The 17,693-nt window shown below is 43.4% G+C and carries 15 protein-coding genes; 1 reads left to right on the forward strand and 14 read right to left on the reverse strand.

Annotated features, from left to right (window positions below; translation table 11 throughout):
* Positions 1-3: 3 nt before the first annotated feature.
* The 12 genes from OCV99_RS03135 to mgtE all read right to left on the reverse strand — a co-directional run bounded on the left by OCV99_RS03135 (position 4) and on the right by mgtE (position 13,992).
* Positions 4-1,404 carry a beta/alpha barrel domain-containing protein gene (locus OCV99_RS03135; RefSeq protein ID WP_158368071.1) on the reverse strand — a complete coding sequence of 467 codons (1,401 nt, stop codon included), beginning with the start codon at positions 1,402-1,404 and terminating at the stop codon, positions 4-6.
* A 166-nt stretch (positions 1,405-1,570) separates the two neighbouring features.
* The gene (ilvA, locus tag OCV99_RS03140) at positions 1,571-2,785 is read right to left on the reverse strand and encodes a threonine ammonia-lyase (RefSeq protein ID WP_158368073.1); all 1,215 of its coding nucleotides are present in this window, start codon (positions 2,783-2,785) and stop codon (positions 1,571-1,573) included.
* A 19-nt stretch (positions 2,786-2,804) separates the two neighbouring features.
* On the reverse strand, positions 2,805-3,764 hold the full coding sequence (gene ftsY, locus OCV99_RS03145; protein WP_158368075.1) for a signal recognition particle-docking protein FtsY: 960 nt from the start codon (positions 3,762-3,764) through the stop codon (positions 2,805-2,807).
* A 15-nt stretch (positions 3,765-3,779) separates the two neighbouring features.
* Complete coding sequence (smc, locus tag OCV99_RS03150) at positions 3,780-7,340, reverse strand: chromosome segregation protein SMC (RefSeq protein ID WP_158368077.1); 3,561 nt, start codon at positions 7,338-7,340, stop codon at positions 3,780-3,782.
* 7 nt (positions 7,341-7,347) lie between these two features.
* Positions 7,348-8,043 carry a ribonuclease III gene (rnc, locus tag OCV99_RS03155; protein ID WP_158368572.1) on the reverse strand — a complete coding sequence of 232 codons (696 nt, stop codon included), beginning with the start codon at positions 8,041-8,043 and terminating at the stop codon, positions 7,348-7,350.
* Between the two features lie 55 nt (positions 8,044-8,098).
* Entirely contained in the window at positions 8,099-8,332 is a 234-nt protein-coding gene (gene acpP / locus OCV99_RS03160; RefSeq protein WP_158368079.1) for an acyl carrier protein, read from the reverse strand.
* 34 nt (positions 8,333-8,366) lie between these two features.
* The gene (gene plsX, locus OCV99_RS03165) at positions 8,367-9,389 is read right to left on the reverse strand and encodes a phosphate acyltransferase PlsX (RefSeq protein WP_158368081.1); all 1,023 of its coding nucleotides are present in this window, start codon (positions 9,387-9,389) and stop codon (positions 8,367-8,369) included.
* 134 nt (positions 9,390-9,523) lie between these two features.
* A complete protein-coding gene (rpmF, locus tag OCV99_RS03170) occupies positions 9,524-9,703 on the reverse strand; it encodes a 50S ribosomal protein L32 (protein WP_004606185.1) in 180 nt (59 codons plus the stop codon).
* Between the two features lie 3 nt (positions 9,704-9,706).
* Positions 9,707-10,234 carry a YceD family protein gene (locus tag OCV99_RS03175; protein ID WP_158368083.1) on the reverse strand — a complete coding sequence of 176 codons (528 nt, stop codon included), beginning with the start codon at positions 10,232-10,234 and terminating at the stop codon, positions 9,707-9,709.
* A 66-nt stretch (positions 10,235-10,300) separates the two neighbouring features.
* On the reverse strand, positions 10,301-11,491 hold the full coding sequence (locus tag OCV99_RS03180) for an acetate/propionate family kinase (RefSeq protein ID WP_158368085.1): 1,191 nt from the start codon (positions 11,489-11,491) through the stop codon (positions 10,301-10,303).
* Positions 11,492-11,516: 25 nt separating this feature from the next.
* Positions 11,517-12,518, reverse strand: a complete 1,002-nt coding sequence (gene pta / locus OCV99_RS03185) for a phosphate acetyltransferase (RefSeq protein WP_158368087.1) — start codon at positions 12,516-12,518, stop codon at positions 11,517-11,519.
* A gap of 127 nt (positions 12,519-12,645) precedes the next feature.
* Positions 12,646-13,992 (reverse strand): magnesium transporter, encoded by a 1,347-nt coding sequence (gene mgtE, locus OCV99_RS03190; RefSeq protein ID WP_158368088.1) that lies wholly within the window; start codon positions 13,990-13,992, stop codon positions 12,646-12,648.
* A gap of 109 nt (positions 13,993-14,101) precedes the next feature.
* Between mgtE and OCV99_RS03195 the strand changes: the two genes are divergently transcribed.
* On the forward strand, positions 14,102-15,385 hold the full coding sequence (locus OCV99_RS03195; protein ID WP_158368090.1) for a nucleotidyltransferase: 1,284 nt from the start codon (positions 14,102-14,104) through the stop codon (positions 15,383-15,385).
* Positions 15,386-15,441: 56 nt separating this feature from the next.
* Here OCV99_RS03195 and OCV99_RS03200 read toward each other — a convergent pair whose 3' ends face one another.
* Positions 15,442-16,299 carry a DegV family protein gene (locus OCV99_RS03200; RefSeq protein ID WP_158368092.1) on the reverse strand — a complete coding sequence of 286 codons (858 nt, stop codon included), beginning with the start codon at positions 16,297-16,299 and terminating at the stop codon, positions 15,442-15,444.
* 17 nt (positions 16,300-16,316) lie between these two features.
* Positions 16,317-17,681 carry a PFL family protein gene (locus OCV99_RS03205; RefSeq protein ID WP_158368094.1) on the reverse strand — a complete coding sequence of 455 codons (1,365 nt, stop codon included), beginning with the start codon at positions 17,679-17,681 and terminating at the stop codon, positions 16,317-16,319.
* Positions 17,682-17,693: the final 12 nt, after the last annotated feature.

A 17,693-nucleotide genomic window follows, 5' to 3' on the forward strand; every position in this document is an offset into this window, starting at 1 on the left:
AACTTATTTCTCCCCGGTTAACTCTATTCCAAGCTGACGGCAGGCATCATCAATAACGGCAAGCAGTTCATCATCTGTCAATACAGTAACACGCCCTTCTTCATATTCCTTGTCTACCCATGCCTTTACCATCGTTACCAGCTCTGTGTTTTTATCAACCTGCTTTCCTTCCGGCAACCGGAAATAAGTATTAATCCAATGCGCAATCCCGGCAAGTCCGGATGTATTGGATACTGCCACCAGTGGCGGCCGCTTCAAGAATTTATCCGTATCAAACACATTATATATCTCTTCATTTTTCAAAAGCCCGTCCGCATGGATCCCAGCTCTTGTCACATTAAAATTTCTCCCCACAAAAGGCGTTCTCGACGGAACACGGTAGCCAATTTCTTTCTCATAGTATTCTGCCAGATCTGTAATAACTGTGGTATCCATACCATCCAGCGTCCCTCTGAGCTGTGCATATTCAAACACCATAGCCTCCAGAGGAGTATTCCCCGTCCTCTCGCCAATTCCAAACAGGGAGCAATTTACACCACACGCCCCATAAAGCCACGCTGTCGTAGAATTGCTGACTGCTTTATAGAAATCATTGTGTCCGTGAAATTCAATCAGCTCGCTTGGAACTCCTGCATGGACACGGAGTCCGTAAATAATTCCCGGTATGGAACGCGGAATTACAGCCCCCGGATAATTGACTCCATATCCCATAGTATCGCAGACACGAATCTTAACCGGAATCTTATATTCCTCCATTAATTTCATAAGCTCCAAACAAAACGGAATTACAAAGCCATAAATATCTGATCTCGTAATGTCTTCCAGATGGCATCTCGGGCTGATTCCCTTCTCCAGACATTCTCTTATAACAGACAGATAATGATTCATACATTCCCGTCTTGTCATTTTTAATTTATAAAAAATATGATAATCAGAACAGCTTACCAGAATTCCGGTCTCTTTCATTCCAATATCTTTTACCAGCTCAAAGTCCTTCTTACTCGCACGGATCCAGCTTGTCACTTCCGGAAACTCGTATCCTCTTTCCAGGCATTTATATACAGCATCCCTGTCTTTCTTGCTGTATAAGAAAAATTCACTCTGACGTATCTTACCGTTTGGTCCTCCAAGCTTGTGAAAATAATCATATAGGGTTACAATCTGCTCTGTGCTGTATGGCGCACGGGATTGCTGGCCATCACGGAAAGTCGTATCCGTAATCCATATTTCATCCGGCATACTGTGGGGAACAATACGGTCATTAAATGCAATTTTCGGAATTTCATCATAATGGAACAGATTGCGGAACACATTCGGGGTATCCACATCTACAAGCGGATACATGTGTTCCTCTAACTGTAATAGATTTGTGTGCTTATCGAAATACACTTTTCTGTTTTCCATCTCTATCTCTCCCATCTTTAAATAACAAGGCATTTATTTCCTCTTTTTAACTTGTATAATTGTATACAATTATACACACTCTGTCAAGATAAAATATTAACAATCAAAAAAAGGATTGCCGCTTCATAACTGCAATCCTCCTTTTTCGCATTTGTTCCAAAAAACTTTAGTATAACTTTGCTCCTATTTCTCTTGGACGAAATCCTTCATCTTCCAAAGCCTGCATAATTTCCTGTTTATGCTCTGTTCCAAAAGCCTCCATCGTAATTCTCAGCTCCACTGCCGCATTTCGGTTTGTGCTGACAAACTGGTTATGCTCCAGTTTAATTACATTTCCCTGCGCATTGGCAATTGTCGCAGCAACACGAACCAGCTCACCCGGTTTATCCGGAAGCAGTACAGACACAGAAAAAATACGGTCTCTCTGAATCAATCCATGCTGTACAATGGAAGACATGGTAATGACATCCATATTTCCGCCGCTTAAAATGGCCACCGCCTTCTTTCCTGTCAGCTCTAATTGCTTCAATGCCGCCACCGTAAGAAGACCGGAATTCTCCACAATCATTTTATGATTCTCAACCAAATCAAGAAATGCTCCGATTAGTTCATCATCTTCTACTGTCAGAATCTGATCCACATTCTCCTGAACATAAGGGAATATCTTTTCACCCACTCGCTTGACAGCCGTGCCATCTGCTATGGTATTGGCAGTCGGCAGCGTCACTGGTTCACCCGCCCGCAGTGCGGCAGTCATACTGGCTGCCGGAGATGGTTCAACGCCGATTACCTTAATCTTGGGATTCAGCATTTTCGCAAGAGTAGCCACTCCGGTAATCAGCCCGCCGCCACCGATGGGCGCTAAAATATAATCTACCGTAGGCAATTCCTGAACGATTTCCATGGCAATACTTCCCTGGCCGGCTGCCACATCCAGATCGTCAAAAGGATGCACAAAAGTATAGCCCTTCTCCTCAGCCAGTTTCATAGCATATGCACAGGCATCATCATATACATCTCCATGAAGGATCACTTCCGCTCCATAATTTTTCGTGCGGTTTACTTTAATCAGAGGGGTTACCGTGGGCATCACAATAACTGCCTTGCATCCAAACTTTTGTGCTGCATAAGCAACTCCCTGTGCATGGTTCCCTGCCGATGCCGTAATCAGCCCTTTTTCCCGTTCTTCTTCAGACAAGGTACTGATTTTATAATATGCCCCTCTTACCTTATACGCTCCGGTATACTGCATATTCTCCGGCTTCAGATAAACCTTTCCTCCGGTCTGTTCACTTAAAAACTCACTATATACCAGCTTCGTTGGATTTGTAACTTTCTTTACAAGTTCACTTGCTTCTTCAAACTTCTCTAATGTCAGCATATTCTCTCCTCTTTCTCTTCTATATTTCTTCGTTGTCCGTTTCTGATTCTCTGTCTGTGGATGCGAATAATGCATCCACAAACGTATCCGCATTAAATTTTTGCAGATCGTCGATGGTTTCTCCAACCCCAATGTATTTTACCGGGATGCCAAGTTCTGACTGAATCGCTACAGCAATTCCTCCCTTAGCAGTTCCGTCCATTTTCGTAAGGATAATACCGGAAATATCGGCAACCTCCTTAAATTCTCTCGCCTGCTGAAGTGCATTCTGTCCTGTCGTCGCGTCAAGAACCACCAGAGTCTCGCGGAACGCTTCCGGGTATTCTCTGTCCACAATCCGGTTAATCTTCTTCAGTTCTTCCATTAAATTCTTCTTGTTGTGCAAACGCCCCGCTGTATCACACAGCAGCACATCCGCATGTCTTGCTTTCGCCGCAGCAACTGCGTCATATACCACCGACGCCGGATCGGAACCCTCCTGGCCCCCAATTAGTTCTGCCTGCGCCCGGTTCGCCCACTCTTTCAACTGTTCTCCCGCGGCTGCCCGGAAAGTATCTGCCGCCGCCAGTATGACTTTCTTATTCTGTGCCCGGAGTTTTCCGGCAAGCTTGCCAATAGTAGTAGTCTTGCCGACGCCATTGACACCCACTACCATCACAACAGATGTTTTGTCCTCAAATTCATAGGCTGTCTCTCCCACATCCATCTGTTCTTTAATACTATCAATTAAAATCTGTCTGCAGGCAGCAGGCTCCTTGATATGCTGTGTCTTCACTTTCTCTCTTAAATCATCCAGAATATCGTAGGTTGCCTGTACTCCCAGGTCTCCCATAATCAGAACTTCTTCCAATTCCTCATAAAACTCTTCATCAATCTTGCTAAATCCGTTAAAAATACTATCCATACCAGACACAATATTGTCTCTGGTCTTAGAAAGTCCGGAAAATAACCGTTTAAAAAAACCTTTTTCCTCCGCCATATTTTCCTCCTGTTCCTACTTATCTAATTCATCCTCTAAAAGGCTAACCGAAACAAGGGTAGAGACGCCCTTTTCCTGCATGGTAATTCCATACAGCCGATCCGCAGCCGTCATAGTTCCTCTTCTATGGGTAATCACTATAAATTGTGTATTCGCTGTTAGTTTGTGAAGATATCTGGCAAACCTTGTAACATTTGAATCATCTAACGCCGCCTCAATCTCGTCAAGAAGACAGAAAGGAGAGGGTTTTAAATTCTGTATTGCAAATAAAAGCGAAATAGCTGTCAGAGCCTTCTCTCCGCCTGATAACTGCATCATATTCTGCAGTTTCTTTCCGGGCGGCTGTGCAATAATGCGGATTCCCGCTTCCAGAATATCTTCATCTTCCATAAGTTCAAGTGTTCCCTTACCGCCGCCGAAAAGTTCTTTGAATACCGTATCGAATTCTTTTGCAATTCTGGCAAACTGCTCGGCAAACTGTTTGCGCATTGCTTCATCCAGCTCTTCGATAATCTTTACCAGCGTTGCTTCTGCCTCCACCAGGTCATTATGCTGATTATTCAAAAATGTATACCGTTCAGACAGATTCTTAAAATCCTCAATCGCGTTGACATTAACAGAACCCAACGCCTTAATTTCATTTTTTAAAGTCTGTATTCTTCGTTTCATCACGGAGAGATCTGTCAGATTTTCATTTCTAAGTTCCAGTGCACGGTTGTAGGTAAGCTCATATTCTTCCCACATGTAATTCATCTGCTTCTCTGCCGTCTCTTCGTAACCTTCTTTTCTGCTTTCCAGCCGGAAAACCTCTTTGTCCAGATCTGACATATGTTTTGAAAGCTCTTCTCTCTTCTGAAGAAATGCTTTGTGCTGATGGTTCAGCTTTTCTCTTTTTTCTGCAGCCTCTTCAATCTCTTTTTCAATTTCTTCAAATACTTCTTTTGAATTTTCTATGGTCTGGCGAATCGACTGGATTTGATTTTCTTTCTCCTGAATTTCCCTGGATGCATCATTTTTTCCATCAGCAAGCTCTCGCAGCTCTTCTTCAAATTTGGTAATTTCTTCTTCAATACGGGTTTTATTTTCCAAAAGGAAGTCATTTTTCTGCTCCAGGCTTACACGTTCCAGATGTGCATCTTCGGCATCTTTCTGCCCTTTCGTTTCCAGAAGTTTCTGTTCCTCCAGCAATTCCCGGTTCTTTTCAATCTCTGCCGAAAGTTCTTCTTCCAATTTTTCAGAAGTTTCCAGCTCTACAGTAATGGATTCCTGATTATCACTGATATCCGTAATTTGCTGATCTAATTCGGTTGTCTCCTTCCTTACACTTTCTGATGCTTCTTTGGCAAGTGTGATTTTAGATCTTGCCTGTTCTACATTCATCTTCGCCGTATTCTGACGAACATAGACTTCCTGCAGCTCTTTTTGTATCTCGTCAACTCTTGCATAGTATCCGGTACGCTCTTGGCGCATAGCTTCCAAAGACTGCTCCATAGCTTCCATTTCTGACTTCAGCTGCCGGACCGTCTTTTCAAAATCTTCAATCTCTCTTCTTCTGCTTAGAAGATTGCTGGAATTTTTGAACGCACCGCCGGTCATAGATCCACCCGGATTCAGCAGTTCACCCTCCAGTGTTACCAACCGCAGAGAATGCTTGTACTTTCTGGCAATCGCAATTCCGTTGTCAATGTGGTCTACCACAATCGTTCTTCCCAGCAGGTGAGCGGCAAGCCCTGAAAAGGCATCCTCAACCTTTACCAATGTGCTCGCAACACCAATCACACCTTTTTCTTTCAGAGCTTCCTGTCTCTGGATTCCAGAACTTCCATTTACACTGGTAAGCGGAAGAAAGGTTGCCCGCCCATACTTATTCTTCTTCAGAAAAGCAATCATTTTCTTCGCAGTATTCTCTGTATCTGTCACAATGTTTTGAATACTTCCGCCAAGTGCAGTCTCAATAGCGGCTTCATACTTCTGTTCCACTTTAATAATATCCGCCACAACACCAATAAGTCCTGGTTCCGTCTTTTTGCATTCCATGACTTTCCGGATACTATTGCCATAACCATCATAACGCTCTGTAATATTCTTAAGAGATTCCAGCCGGGACTGCTCACGGTGATAAGCCGTCTGTCCGATTCTCAGAGTTTCAGACTGTTTTGCCATTTCTTTTTGCATAACTGCAATCTTCGCTTCGTATTCCTTGCTCTCCTCCGTAAGTGCAATAATCTCTCCGGAAACTTGTTTTAGAGACTCTTCGTATTCCTTCAGATTTTCTGCCGCTTCACTTGCTTCACTCTCAGACAAAATCATTTTCTGGTACATTTCAGACTTTCGCACCTGAATCTGCTCCAACATGGTATCATAGCGCTGAATCTTTGCTTTGGTTGAAGCACGGTTATTCAACAGTTCAATAATACTGCTTTTATCATTCTCAATCTGGTTTGTCAAAGAAGCAATTCTTGTCTGTATTGCAATCAGAGTCTCCTTCGTCTGTGCTTCAGCCGCCGCCTTCTTAGTAAGCTGCTCACTCACAGTTTCTGTCTCCCCATGCAATTGGGCAAGCTGTTCTTTACGAGTCTGTACTTCCTTTTCTATGGTAAGTACTCTTTGTTCATAATGTTCATCCGAAAGATGTACACTATGAATCTGTTCCTTCAAAAGCTCGATCTGATTTTCAAGCTGCTGTTTTAAAAGATTCGTCTCATTTAATTTGTTTTTATACGACTCAATGGAATCGTCAATCTCCTCTACCTGTCTTTCTATCTGTTCATACTCGGTCTTCGTATTCGCATATGCTTCATTTGTCGAATCCAACTCGTTTTGCGCAATAGAAAGCTTTTCTTCCATTTCCTGAATTTGTTCCTTCAGTCGGGCAGATTCCAGTAAAAACATATTGATGTCATATGTTTTTAATTCTTCCTTCTTCTTCAGATACTCTTTTGCAACTTCTGACTGCTTTTCCAACGGTCCGATCTGTTTTTCTAATTCTGCAAGAATGTCATTCACACGCAGAAGATTCTGCCGTTCATCTTCTAATTTTTTTACAGACATCTTCTTTCGGCGCTTAAACTTCACAATTCCTGCCGCCTCGTCAAAGAGCTCCCTGCGCTCTTCCGGCTTCCCACTCAGGATTTTGTCAATCTGTCCCTGACCGATAATCGAATATCCTTCTTTTCCAATACCTGTATCATAAAACAATTCATTGATATCTTTCAATCGGCAAGTACTTCCGTTAATCAAGTATTCACTCTCTCCGGAACGATATAATTTTCTTGTGACAGTTACTTCTTCATATTCAATCTGAAGCTGATGATCGGAATTGTCCAGCGTGATTGCCACCGATGCATAACTCAGAGGCTTTCTGTTCTCGGTTCCCGAAAAAATGACATCCTGCATGCTGCCGCCCCGAAGCTGCTTCACACTCTGCTCTCCCAGAACCCAGCGAACTGCATCTGCCACATTGCTCTTTCCGCTGCCGTTTGGTCCGACAATACCTGTAATTCCATTATGAAATTCAAATACTATCTTGTTCGCAAAAGACTTAAAGCCCTGCACCTCTATGCTTTTTAAATACATACAGCACCTACTTTATATTTTTATTATGCAGCGCAAGAATCGCCTGGTATGCTGCCTTCTGCTCAGCAGCTTTCTTAGTTCTTCCTTTACCGCTTCCATATTCTTCTTCTCCAATTTTTACCACTGCCTGGAAGGATTTATCATGATCCGGTCCTTCCTCTCCAACTAAATGGTAGGAAACCCCTTCTGCAAAATTCGCCTGCACAATTTCCTGCAGGATAGTCTTGCTATCATAAAAGAGCTTCTTATGTTCAAGATCATTTAAAACAAATTGATGAACAAACTCTTTTGCACTAGCAAAACCACCATCAATATACACAGCGCCAATAAGCGCTTCCAACGCATCTGAAGTGATAGAGTCTCTTTTTCTGCCTCCTGTAGCCTCCTCACCCTTGCCAAGCAGAAGATACTCTCCAAGGCCGATTTCCCGCGCGCAAAATGCAAGTGCCGGTTCACAAACCATGCTTGCTCTTGTCTTAGTAAGTTCTCCCTCCGGCATCTTCTTGTGCTCATAAAACAGAAACTCACTGGAAATAATCTCCAGAACTGCATCTCCCAAAAATTCAAGTCTTTCGTTGCACTCATATTTAGGCAGATGTTTTTCATTTGCATAAGAACTGTGAATCATTGCTTTTTTTAAAAGATGACGGTCATTAAATGTATATCCTATTTTTTTCTCCAATAATTTTAAATCCTGATTCATATCCATGCCTCACAAGACGAAAAAGCCCGTTCCTGGGCTTTTTCGTATAATATGCCTAGTTGCTTGTTGCATTCTTAATCTGCTCTACAGCATCGCCGACCGTTCGGATCTGCTCTGCATCATCATTATCAATTTCAATATCAAAAGCTTCCTCAATTCCCATAATAATCTGGAAAATGTCTAAAGAATCCGCTCCCAGGTCATCTACGAATGTCGTATCCTCTGTAATATCATTTGTCTCAACATTAAGTACATCTGCTATGATTTCCTGTAATTTTTCAAATTCCATTTTCTTTCTTCTCCTTTTTTAGTTACATATTCATCTATTCAGCGGACTTTCGGTCCGTTTGAATACACTCTTTGATTTTTTCATTGATTTTCTGCTCTTTAAATGTAATGCATTGAAGAATCGAATTCGACACTTCCTTCGCCGTTGCACTTCCATGGGTCTTCACTACTAAACCGTTAAGTCCCAGAAGCGGCGCTCCGCCATACTCACTGGCGTCAAATTCTTTCAATGTCTTCTTTAGTGCAGGTTTAACTAGCAAAGCGCCTATTTTACTGCGGAAAGAACTCATCATACCGCCTTTAATCTTGCTGATAAGCGTCGAAGCCAATCCTTCCGTCAGTTTTAAGATTACATTTCCCGTAAAGGCTTCGCACACAATCACATCTGCCTGTCCGCGAGGAATCTCTCTCGCCTCAATACTCCCGGTAAAATTAATATCCCGGAGTTCTTTTAACAAGGGGAAGGTTTCCTTTACAAGGGCATTGCCTTTTTCTTCTTCAGCTCCTATATTCACAATTGCCACTTTTGGGTTCTTAACTCCCACCACATGTTCCATATAAATGGATCCCATTCTGGCAAACTGCACCAAATGAGAGGGGCGTGCATCTACGTTGGCTCCGCAGTCGATCAAAAGTGCTACTCCCTTCTCCGTCGGGATCAGCGGCGCAAGCGGCGGACGCTCTACACCCTTGATTCGGCCTACCAATGTCTGACCGCCTACAAGAATTGCTCCTGAACTGCCGGCAGACACAAAAGCATCGGCATCTCCTGCCTTCACCATCTTCATGCCCACTACTATAGAAGAATCCTTCTTTTTTCTGATTGCATTCACGGGCGGCTCTGCTGTCTCAATCACCTCCGTTGCATTCACAATTTCAATTCTTTCTCTGTCATAAGTATATTTATCAAGCTCCGATTTTACAAGCTCTTCTTTTCCCACTAAAAATACTTTGACATTTTTCTCTTTTCCCGTTGCGTCTACCGCGCCTTTCACCATCTCGACAGGAGCATTATCTCCTCCCATAGCGTCCAACACGACTTTTGTAATTTCTGCCATTCTTATTCCTCCCAGCATTACTAGGTTCATTCTACTAAACATCCATATAAAAATCAACTAAAAAGGAATTTTCTGTCATATAAAAAAGTTATAAAAAAGCGAGAGCAACAGCCCTCGCTTTTTTATTCTTAAAATTAATCCTGTGGAATAATTTCTTTTTTGTTGTAGCTGCCACAAGCCTTGCATACTCTGTGAGGCATCATTAATTCGCCGCACTTGCTGCACTTAACCAGGTTTGGAGCGCTCATCTTCCAATTAGCTCTTCTTTTATCTCTTCTTGCCTTAGAAGATTTGTTTTTTGGACAAATTGACATGGGTTACACCTCCTTAAAATTCTTAAAAACATCGCGGATAACTGACATTCTAGGGTCAAGACTTGTATCTTCACAGTCACAAGTTCCCTGATTCAGGTTTTGACCACACACATTGCAAATTCCTTTACAGTCTTCGCTACACAGAATCTTCGTCGGCCACCCTATTAGTATCTCGTTGTAAAGCAACTGCTCTACATCGAGTGCATATCCGTCAATATAATTTGTTTCATCTAATTCTTCTGTCTGCTCCCCATCGGCCACATCCAAATCCACATCTTTCGTGAAATCAAGAAACAGCTCCGTCCTCACCGGTTCCAGACATCTGTCGCACGGAATCTCCAGCACAATTTTTCCTTTTCCGGTAATCAGTAATTCTCTTTCCTTCACATGTTCCACTTTAATAGACAGCGGCTCTTTTTCTATTATTGGGAAGCATCCCAGCTTAGACCCGAATCTCTCCATCTCTATGAGAACATCTTCTTCAATGGTCTTATGTTGTTCAGACAAAACATCTGATAGGTTTAATATCATATTATTACTCCTATTCACACCTAGACTATTATATCACGTAAAACAAATTTGTCAACCATAAATCTTCTATATTAATGCAACTGTTTCACGGGCAATTGCCAGTTCTTCGTTAGTCGGAATTACCATAACGGTTACTTTGGAATCCGGAGTAGAGATTGTAATCTCCTCTCCTCTTGTAGCATTAGCCTTTTCATCCATTTCAACACCCAGATAACCAAGATACTGCATAACCATCTCTCGTACGCCACCATCGTTTTCACCAATACCTGCCGTAAACGCGATTACATCTACGCCATTCATTGCTGCCGCATAACTTCCTATATACTTAGCTACACGGTAAGAGAATACTTCCAGGGCAATTTTAGCCGGTACATTTCCCTCTGCTGCTCCCGCGGACAGATCGCGGAAATCACTGGAAAGATTATTCGAAAGTCCAAACACACCGGATTTCTTATTCAGCATATTCATAAGACCCGCAATATCCAGATTTTCTTTCTTCGCAATGAACTCCAGGATGGCCGGATCAATGTCGCCGGAGCGGGTTCCCATTACCAGACCCTCCAGAGGTGTCAGTCCCATGGATGTATCTACAGATTTACCATTTTCTACCGCACACACACTGGCACCATTGCCAAGATGGCATACGATCGTCTTCACCTGATCATAGGGCTTTCCAACCAGCTCTGCCGCTCTTTTGGAAACAAAGCTGTGGCTTGTCCCATGAAAACCGTAACGTCTTACTTTGTATTTTTCATAATATTCATATGGAAGGCCATACATATATGCCTTTTGCGGCATAGTCTGATGGAAAGCTGTATCAAATACTGCAACCATCGGAGTACCCGGCATTAACTTCTGGCATGCTGCAATACCAATCAGGTTTGCAGGGTTATGAAGCGGCGCAAGGTCGTTGCACTCTTCAATTGCCTGATATACCTCGTCTGTGATTACAACTGAGCTTGCAAATTTCTCACCGCCATGTACGACACGGTGTCCTACTGCCCCAATCTCTTCCAGGCTCTTAACAACACCCGTCTGCGCATCTGTAAGTGCATCAATAACAAATTGAATAGCTTCTGTATGTGTAGGCATCTCTTTATCTGTTTTTACCTTTTCTTCGCCTGCCGGCTGATAAGTAAGACTTCCGTCAATTCCGATTCTTTCGCAAAGTCCTTTCGCCAGTACCTGTTCGGAATCAGAATTAATTAACTGGAATTTCAAAGAAGAACTTCCGCAATTGATTACTAATACATTCATTGGTATTACCTCTCTTTACTTTTTATTAATCAGCAGCCTGGCACTGAACCGCTGTAATCGCTACAACACCCTCAATGTCTTCCGCACTGCATCCACGTGACAAATCATTAACCGGAGCTGCAATTCCCTGGGTAAGTGGTCCATAAGCTTCTGCCTTACCAAGTCTCTGAACCAGCTTATATCCAATGTTACCAGCATCAAGATCCGGAAATACTAATACATTTGCTTTTCCTGCAACCGGGCTGCCGGGAGCTTTAGAAGCGCCGATTTCCGGAACAATCGCAGCATCCAACTGGAATTCACCGTCCAACATCAATCCTTCCGGTGCATTTTCTTTTGCAATCCGTGTTGCTTCCACTACTTTGTCCACATCTGCATGCTTTGCACTTCCCTTGGTAGAGTGGGACAACATAGCAACCACCGGTTCCTTGCCCGTAAGAAGCCTGAAGGATTCTGCTGATGAAAGCGCAATCGCCGCAAGCTTCTCCGGATCAGGGTTCTGCTCCAGACCGGAATCAGCAAAAATGAAAGTTCCGTCTGCACCCATATCGCAATCAGGAACTACCATAACAAAGAATGCAGATACCAGCTTCGTGCCCGGCTTGGTCTTAAGAATCTGCAAACATGGTCTAAGTGTATCTGCGGTAGAATGGCAGGCGCCGGATACCATTCCGTCTGCATCTCCCATCTTTACCATCATTACGCCATAATACAGATAATTCGTAAGAAGCAGCTCTCTTGCCTGCTCTTCCGTCATACCCTTTTTCTGACGAAGTTCTACTAATTTTGCAATATACCCCTCTGTCTTGTCACTTGTTGCCGGATCCACGATTGCTGCACCAGAGATATCAAAAGAACCTTTATTTTTTGCGATTTCTTCTTCGCTTCCCACCAAAATCAGATTGGCAGTCCCTTCTTTTAACACTGCTTCTGCAGCCTCATAAGTTCTTGCATCTTCTGTCTCCGGGAGTACAATTGTTTTCTTGTTCGCTTTTGCTTTTTCCTTAATTTCATCAATAAATCCCATGATTTAAAGACTCCTTTCCATATTTTCTCACATGAATATATTATAATACAAAGAGACCCTGCGAGCAAGGTCTCTTAGGCGAATCTTCTGTCTATTTTTACATACAATTGACCGATTTTCTCATTTTTTAGAGCTGGAATACCGTGCTTACGATTGCAAAATAAACACTGATTGTACTGATATCGACCAATGTCGAAATCAAAGGAGTTGCCATAACCGCCGGATCCAGGCCCACCTTCTTTGCCACAAGCGGCAACGTACAGCCTACCACCTTTGCAATAACAACCGTACACGCCATCGTCAGCCCGATTGTAAGCGCCATCAGCATGTCCCCCTGTCCCATCAGTACAATACGGATTCCATTTACTACAGAAAGAACCAGACTAATACAGACTGCAATACGTATTTCTTTCCAGATCACCTTAAAAAGATCATGAAATTCAATCTCTCCCACAGTAAGCCCGCGGATCACCAAGGTGGAACTCTGCGACCCACAGTTACCGCCGGTTCCTGTCAGCATAGGGATAAATCCTGCAAGCTGCGGCATAACCGCCAGTGCTGCTTCATAGCTGTTCATAATCATCTGTGTCACAGTTGCCGAAAGCATCAGGAACAAAAGCCACGGAAGACGGCTTTTTACATGTTCCACTACCGTCGTGCCAAAATAAGATTCCTCACTTGGATTGACACCTGCCATGATGCTGATATCTTCGGTTGCCTCTTCCTGCAAAACCAGCATCGCATCGTCAACCGTTACAATACCTACCATACACATCTCATGATCCACGATCGGAAGTGCAATCAGACCATATTTCCGGATAATCCCGGCTACATCCTCCTGATCATCCGTGGTTCTCCCGTAAAGCATATTGGTATCCATGATTTCTTCGATTTTTTTCGATTCGCTGGTAGTCAGAAGCTCCTTAACATCAACAGATCCGATTAACTTACGCTTTTCCGTCACATAGCAGGTATAAATCGTCTCCCGGTTCAGACCCACCTGACGGATTTTTAAAATCGACTCTGCCACCGTCATCTCTTTGCGCAGTGCAATGTAATCTACGTTCATGACGCTTCCGGCGCTGTCCTCAGGGTACTGTAAAAGTTGGTTAATCTGCTGTCTCGTTTCCTCGTCCGTCGCCATCAAAAGCCTGTCTACCACGTTCGCAGGCATCTCTTCCAACACATCGACCGTATCATCCAGATACATTTCCTCCATGATTTCTTCCAATTCTGAATCGGTAAGTCCGTTAATCAGAAGCTCTCTTAAATCACTGTCCATATAGGAAAATGTCTCTGCAGCCTCTTCTTTCGCCAGAAGACGGAATACCATCACAAGCTGCTTTTGGCTAAACCCTTCCATCAAGTCAGCAAGATCGACCGGATACATATTATTCTCAAGTTCTTCTTTCAGTTCTTTATACCTTCTTGCTTCCAACATATCCAAAATATGTTCTTTCCACTCAACTCCCATTTTGTATCCTCCCTTCTTGCTGTTTATCTGCATGTATCATACATTTATTGCATAGAATCATCCTCATATAGTATAATCAATTTCAGAAAGATATACAAGGAGAGAATTTATGAAAATCACAGGTCTCATTACAGAGTACAATCCTTTCCACAACGGTCATCTTTACCACTTAAAGAAAGCAAAAGAGCTTACCGGTGCCGACGCTGTTATTGTCATTATGAGCGGCAACTATGTGCAGCGCGGCGCGCCTGCTGTCATGCCAAAGCACCTTCGTGCAAAAGCAGCTCTGGAAGCGGGTGTCCCTATTGTAATAGAACTTCCCGTATGTTACTCCACCGGAAGTGCAGAATATTTTGCATCCGGCGCCATCTCAATTCTGGAGAAGCTGGGCTGTATTGATGCAATCTGCTTTGGCAGTGAATGTGGAGATTACAAAATGTTAGAACAGGCTGCCCTAGTTCTTGCCAATGAACCAGAGCCCTTCCGCAGCCATCTGCAAGACCAGCTAAGAGCCGGCATTTCCTTTCCAAAGGCTCGCCAAAACGCGTTAAAAGAATATTTAAAAGATGATTCTGTAAATGCAATTTTGGAACAGCCCAATAATATTCTCGGAATCGAATACATCAAAGCGCTCTATACCAGACACAGTTCCATGAAAGCATACACGATGAAACGAATGATTTCTGACTACCATGACACTGAACTAAAAGACACCTGCAGCTCTGCCTCTGCAATCCGAAGATTGCTCTGGCAGGACGGCAGTACTTTTCTTCCGGAGGGCAAAGGAATATCTGACGAATTCATGCCGTCCAAAGTTCTTACAAAATTGGAAGGACAGATGCCGCCCGCGTGTGTTCGCCTTTTGAAAGAAGCGTACCAAATCCGGTATCCCATCTATAGTAATGATTTTTCTCTTCTATTAAAATATAAGCTTCTTACAGCAACAAGGAAAAGTCTTACGGAATACATGGACGTCACCGACGAATTGGCAAACCGGATTATGAATCATGTCAATGATTTTATTACCTATGAACAATTTTGCACTCTTCTGAAGACCCGGGATATGACCTATACCCGCATCAGCCGGGCGCTGCTGCATATCCTGCTGGATATCCGCAAAGAAGACATGCAGCTTTATAAAGAGGAGGAAGGCTGCCGGTATGCCCGTATTCTGGGCTTCCGAAAAGAAGAAACAGACATACTGAAATACCTGAAAGAGCATTCTTCCATCCCACTTATAACAAAGCTTACTCAGACACAGGAATTAAGCAATTCGGCACGCCAGATGCTGCAAAATGATATCTTTGCCTCCAACCTTTATGAATCTGTTATAACCAATAAATTTCAATCCCGGTTCATCCATGAATACCAGCACTCCCTGGTTATAGTGTGAAGGACTGATAAAAAGAGTTTGTGAAACAAGAAAGGCCGTCAAATGACGGCTTTTCTTTAACTCTCTATTTTTTTACTGCAGGCAATTGCCATAGAACCGGCTCCTATATGGCAGGCAACACTCAAAGACAATTTATCCATGTGTATCTCATAACCGGGAAGCCTTGCCGCAATTTCTTCCTTCCACTCCTGCGCTTTTTCTTCCGAACAGGTATAAGCTGCTTCCAGATGAACCTCTTTTCCTGCAAAACGCTGTTTGATATCCTTCTCCATCGCATCCAGCATCGTCTTCTTCGCTGCCTTCCATCCACGAACCTTTGCAAATGCATCCAGCTTTTCTCCCTGAATCTGCAGTACCGGCTTCAAATTCAAAACCGTACCGATTGCTGCGGCGGCCGGGGTAATACGGCCTCCTTTTTTAAGATATTTCAGCGTATCTACCGTAATATAAATGCTTGCTTCTAATTTTTCCCGCATTAATATATCATAAATCTCACGGGCAGTCTTTCCTTCTTCTGCCAATTGTATTGCATCCAGGACAGACTGTCTCTGTGTAACGGATATTCTCTGATTATTTACAACCAGCACTTTACCGCCAAAATCTTCGGAAAGCATAATTGCTGTTTCGCAAGAGCTGGATAAACCGCTGGACATCGGGATATAAACAATCTCATCATATACCTTAAGTAATTCCTCCCATAAATCGGTTACCTCGCCCGGAGACGGCTGAGACGTAGAAATATCCGCGTCTTCCTCCAGTTTTTTATAAAACTCTTCTTGTGTAAGAGTAATATCTTCATAGTATAGGTCCCCATTGATATAAAACGGCATGGGAAGAACCCGGATTCCAAGTTCCTTCGCTTCCTTCTGTGTAATCCCACTGTTACTGTCTGTCACAATTGCTACTTTTCCCATTTAACCAACCTCTCTTTTTAATTCTTGAAACTATGGATAGGTGCCGGAATCCTTCCTTTTCTATTGATAAACGCACTGCAGTCAAACTCATTGACCGGAATAATAGGAGCGTATCCAAGCAAGCCGCCAAATTCTGCCGTTTCTCTAACATCTTTTCCGATAACAGGAATCAAACGCACAGCCGTTGTTTTCTGATTTACCATGCCGATCGCCATCTCATCCGCAATAATTCCGGAAATTGTAGTGGCGCTTGTTTTTCCCGGAATAGCTATCATATCCAGTCCCACAGAGCAAACACAGGTCATGGCTTCCAGTTTCTCTATTGTCAGGGCGCCCACCTTCACTGCATCAATCATCCCCTGGTCTTCACTGACCGGAATAAAGGCTCCGCTAAGCCCTCCAACATAGGAAGATGCCATAACACCGCCCTTTTTCACTTGATCATTTAACATCGCAAGTGCCGCCGTCGTCCCCGGAGCCCCTACGCGTTCCAATCCTATCTCTTCCAGGATCTCCGCCACACTGTCGCCGATTGCAGGTGTAGGAGCCAGAGAGAGATCCACAATTCCGAAAGGAACTCCCATTCTTTTAGATGCTTCCCCTGCTACAAGCTGTCCCACACGAGTCACTTTAAATGCAGTCTTTTTAATCATCTCACACAATTTTTCAAATCCCTGCCCTCTGACCTTAGCAATGGCATTTTTCACGACTCCCGGTCCGCTTACTCCCACATTGATTACCGCATCCCCTTCAGTAATTCCCAAAAAGGCACCTGCCATAAACGGATTGTCATCCGGGGCATTACAGAAAACAACCAACTTTGCACAACCCAGGGAATCCTGCTCTTTCGTAGCTTCCGCAGTTGCCTTCACAATCTCTCCGCTCAGACGTACCGCATCCATATTAATCCCGGTTCTTGTAGACCCGACATTAATGGAACTGCACACCCGCTCTGTGCAGGCAAGCGCCTCCGGGATGGAACGAATCAAATTCTCATCCCCTGTTGTCATAGCCTTAGACACCAGAGCGGAATAGCCGCCGATAAAATTAACGCCTACTTCCTTAGCTGCTTTATCCAAAGTTCTGGCAACAGACACATAATCTGCCGGAGACTTACAGGCAGAACCGCCTATCAGGGCAATAGGCGTAACGGAAATTCTTTTGTTCACAATCGGGATTCCAAACTCCTTTTCAATAGCCTCCCCGGTAGCCACCAGGTCTTTGGCGATCGTCGTAATCTTCTGATATATATTTTCATTTAACTTGTTAAGATCTGAATCAATGCAATCCATCAGGCTGATTCCCAAGGTTATGGTTCTTACATCAAGATTCTCCTGTTCAATCATCTGGTTTGTTTCGTTTACTTCATATATATTAATCATCTTCTGCGCATG

This window comes from Dorea acetigenes, assembly GCF_025567385.1.
Taxonomy (GTDB): Bacteria; Bacillota; Clostridia; order Lachnospirales; family Lachnospiraceae; genus Claveliimonas; species Claveliimonas acetigenes.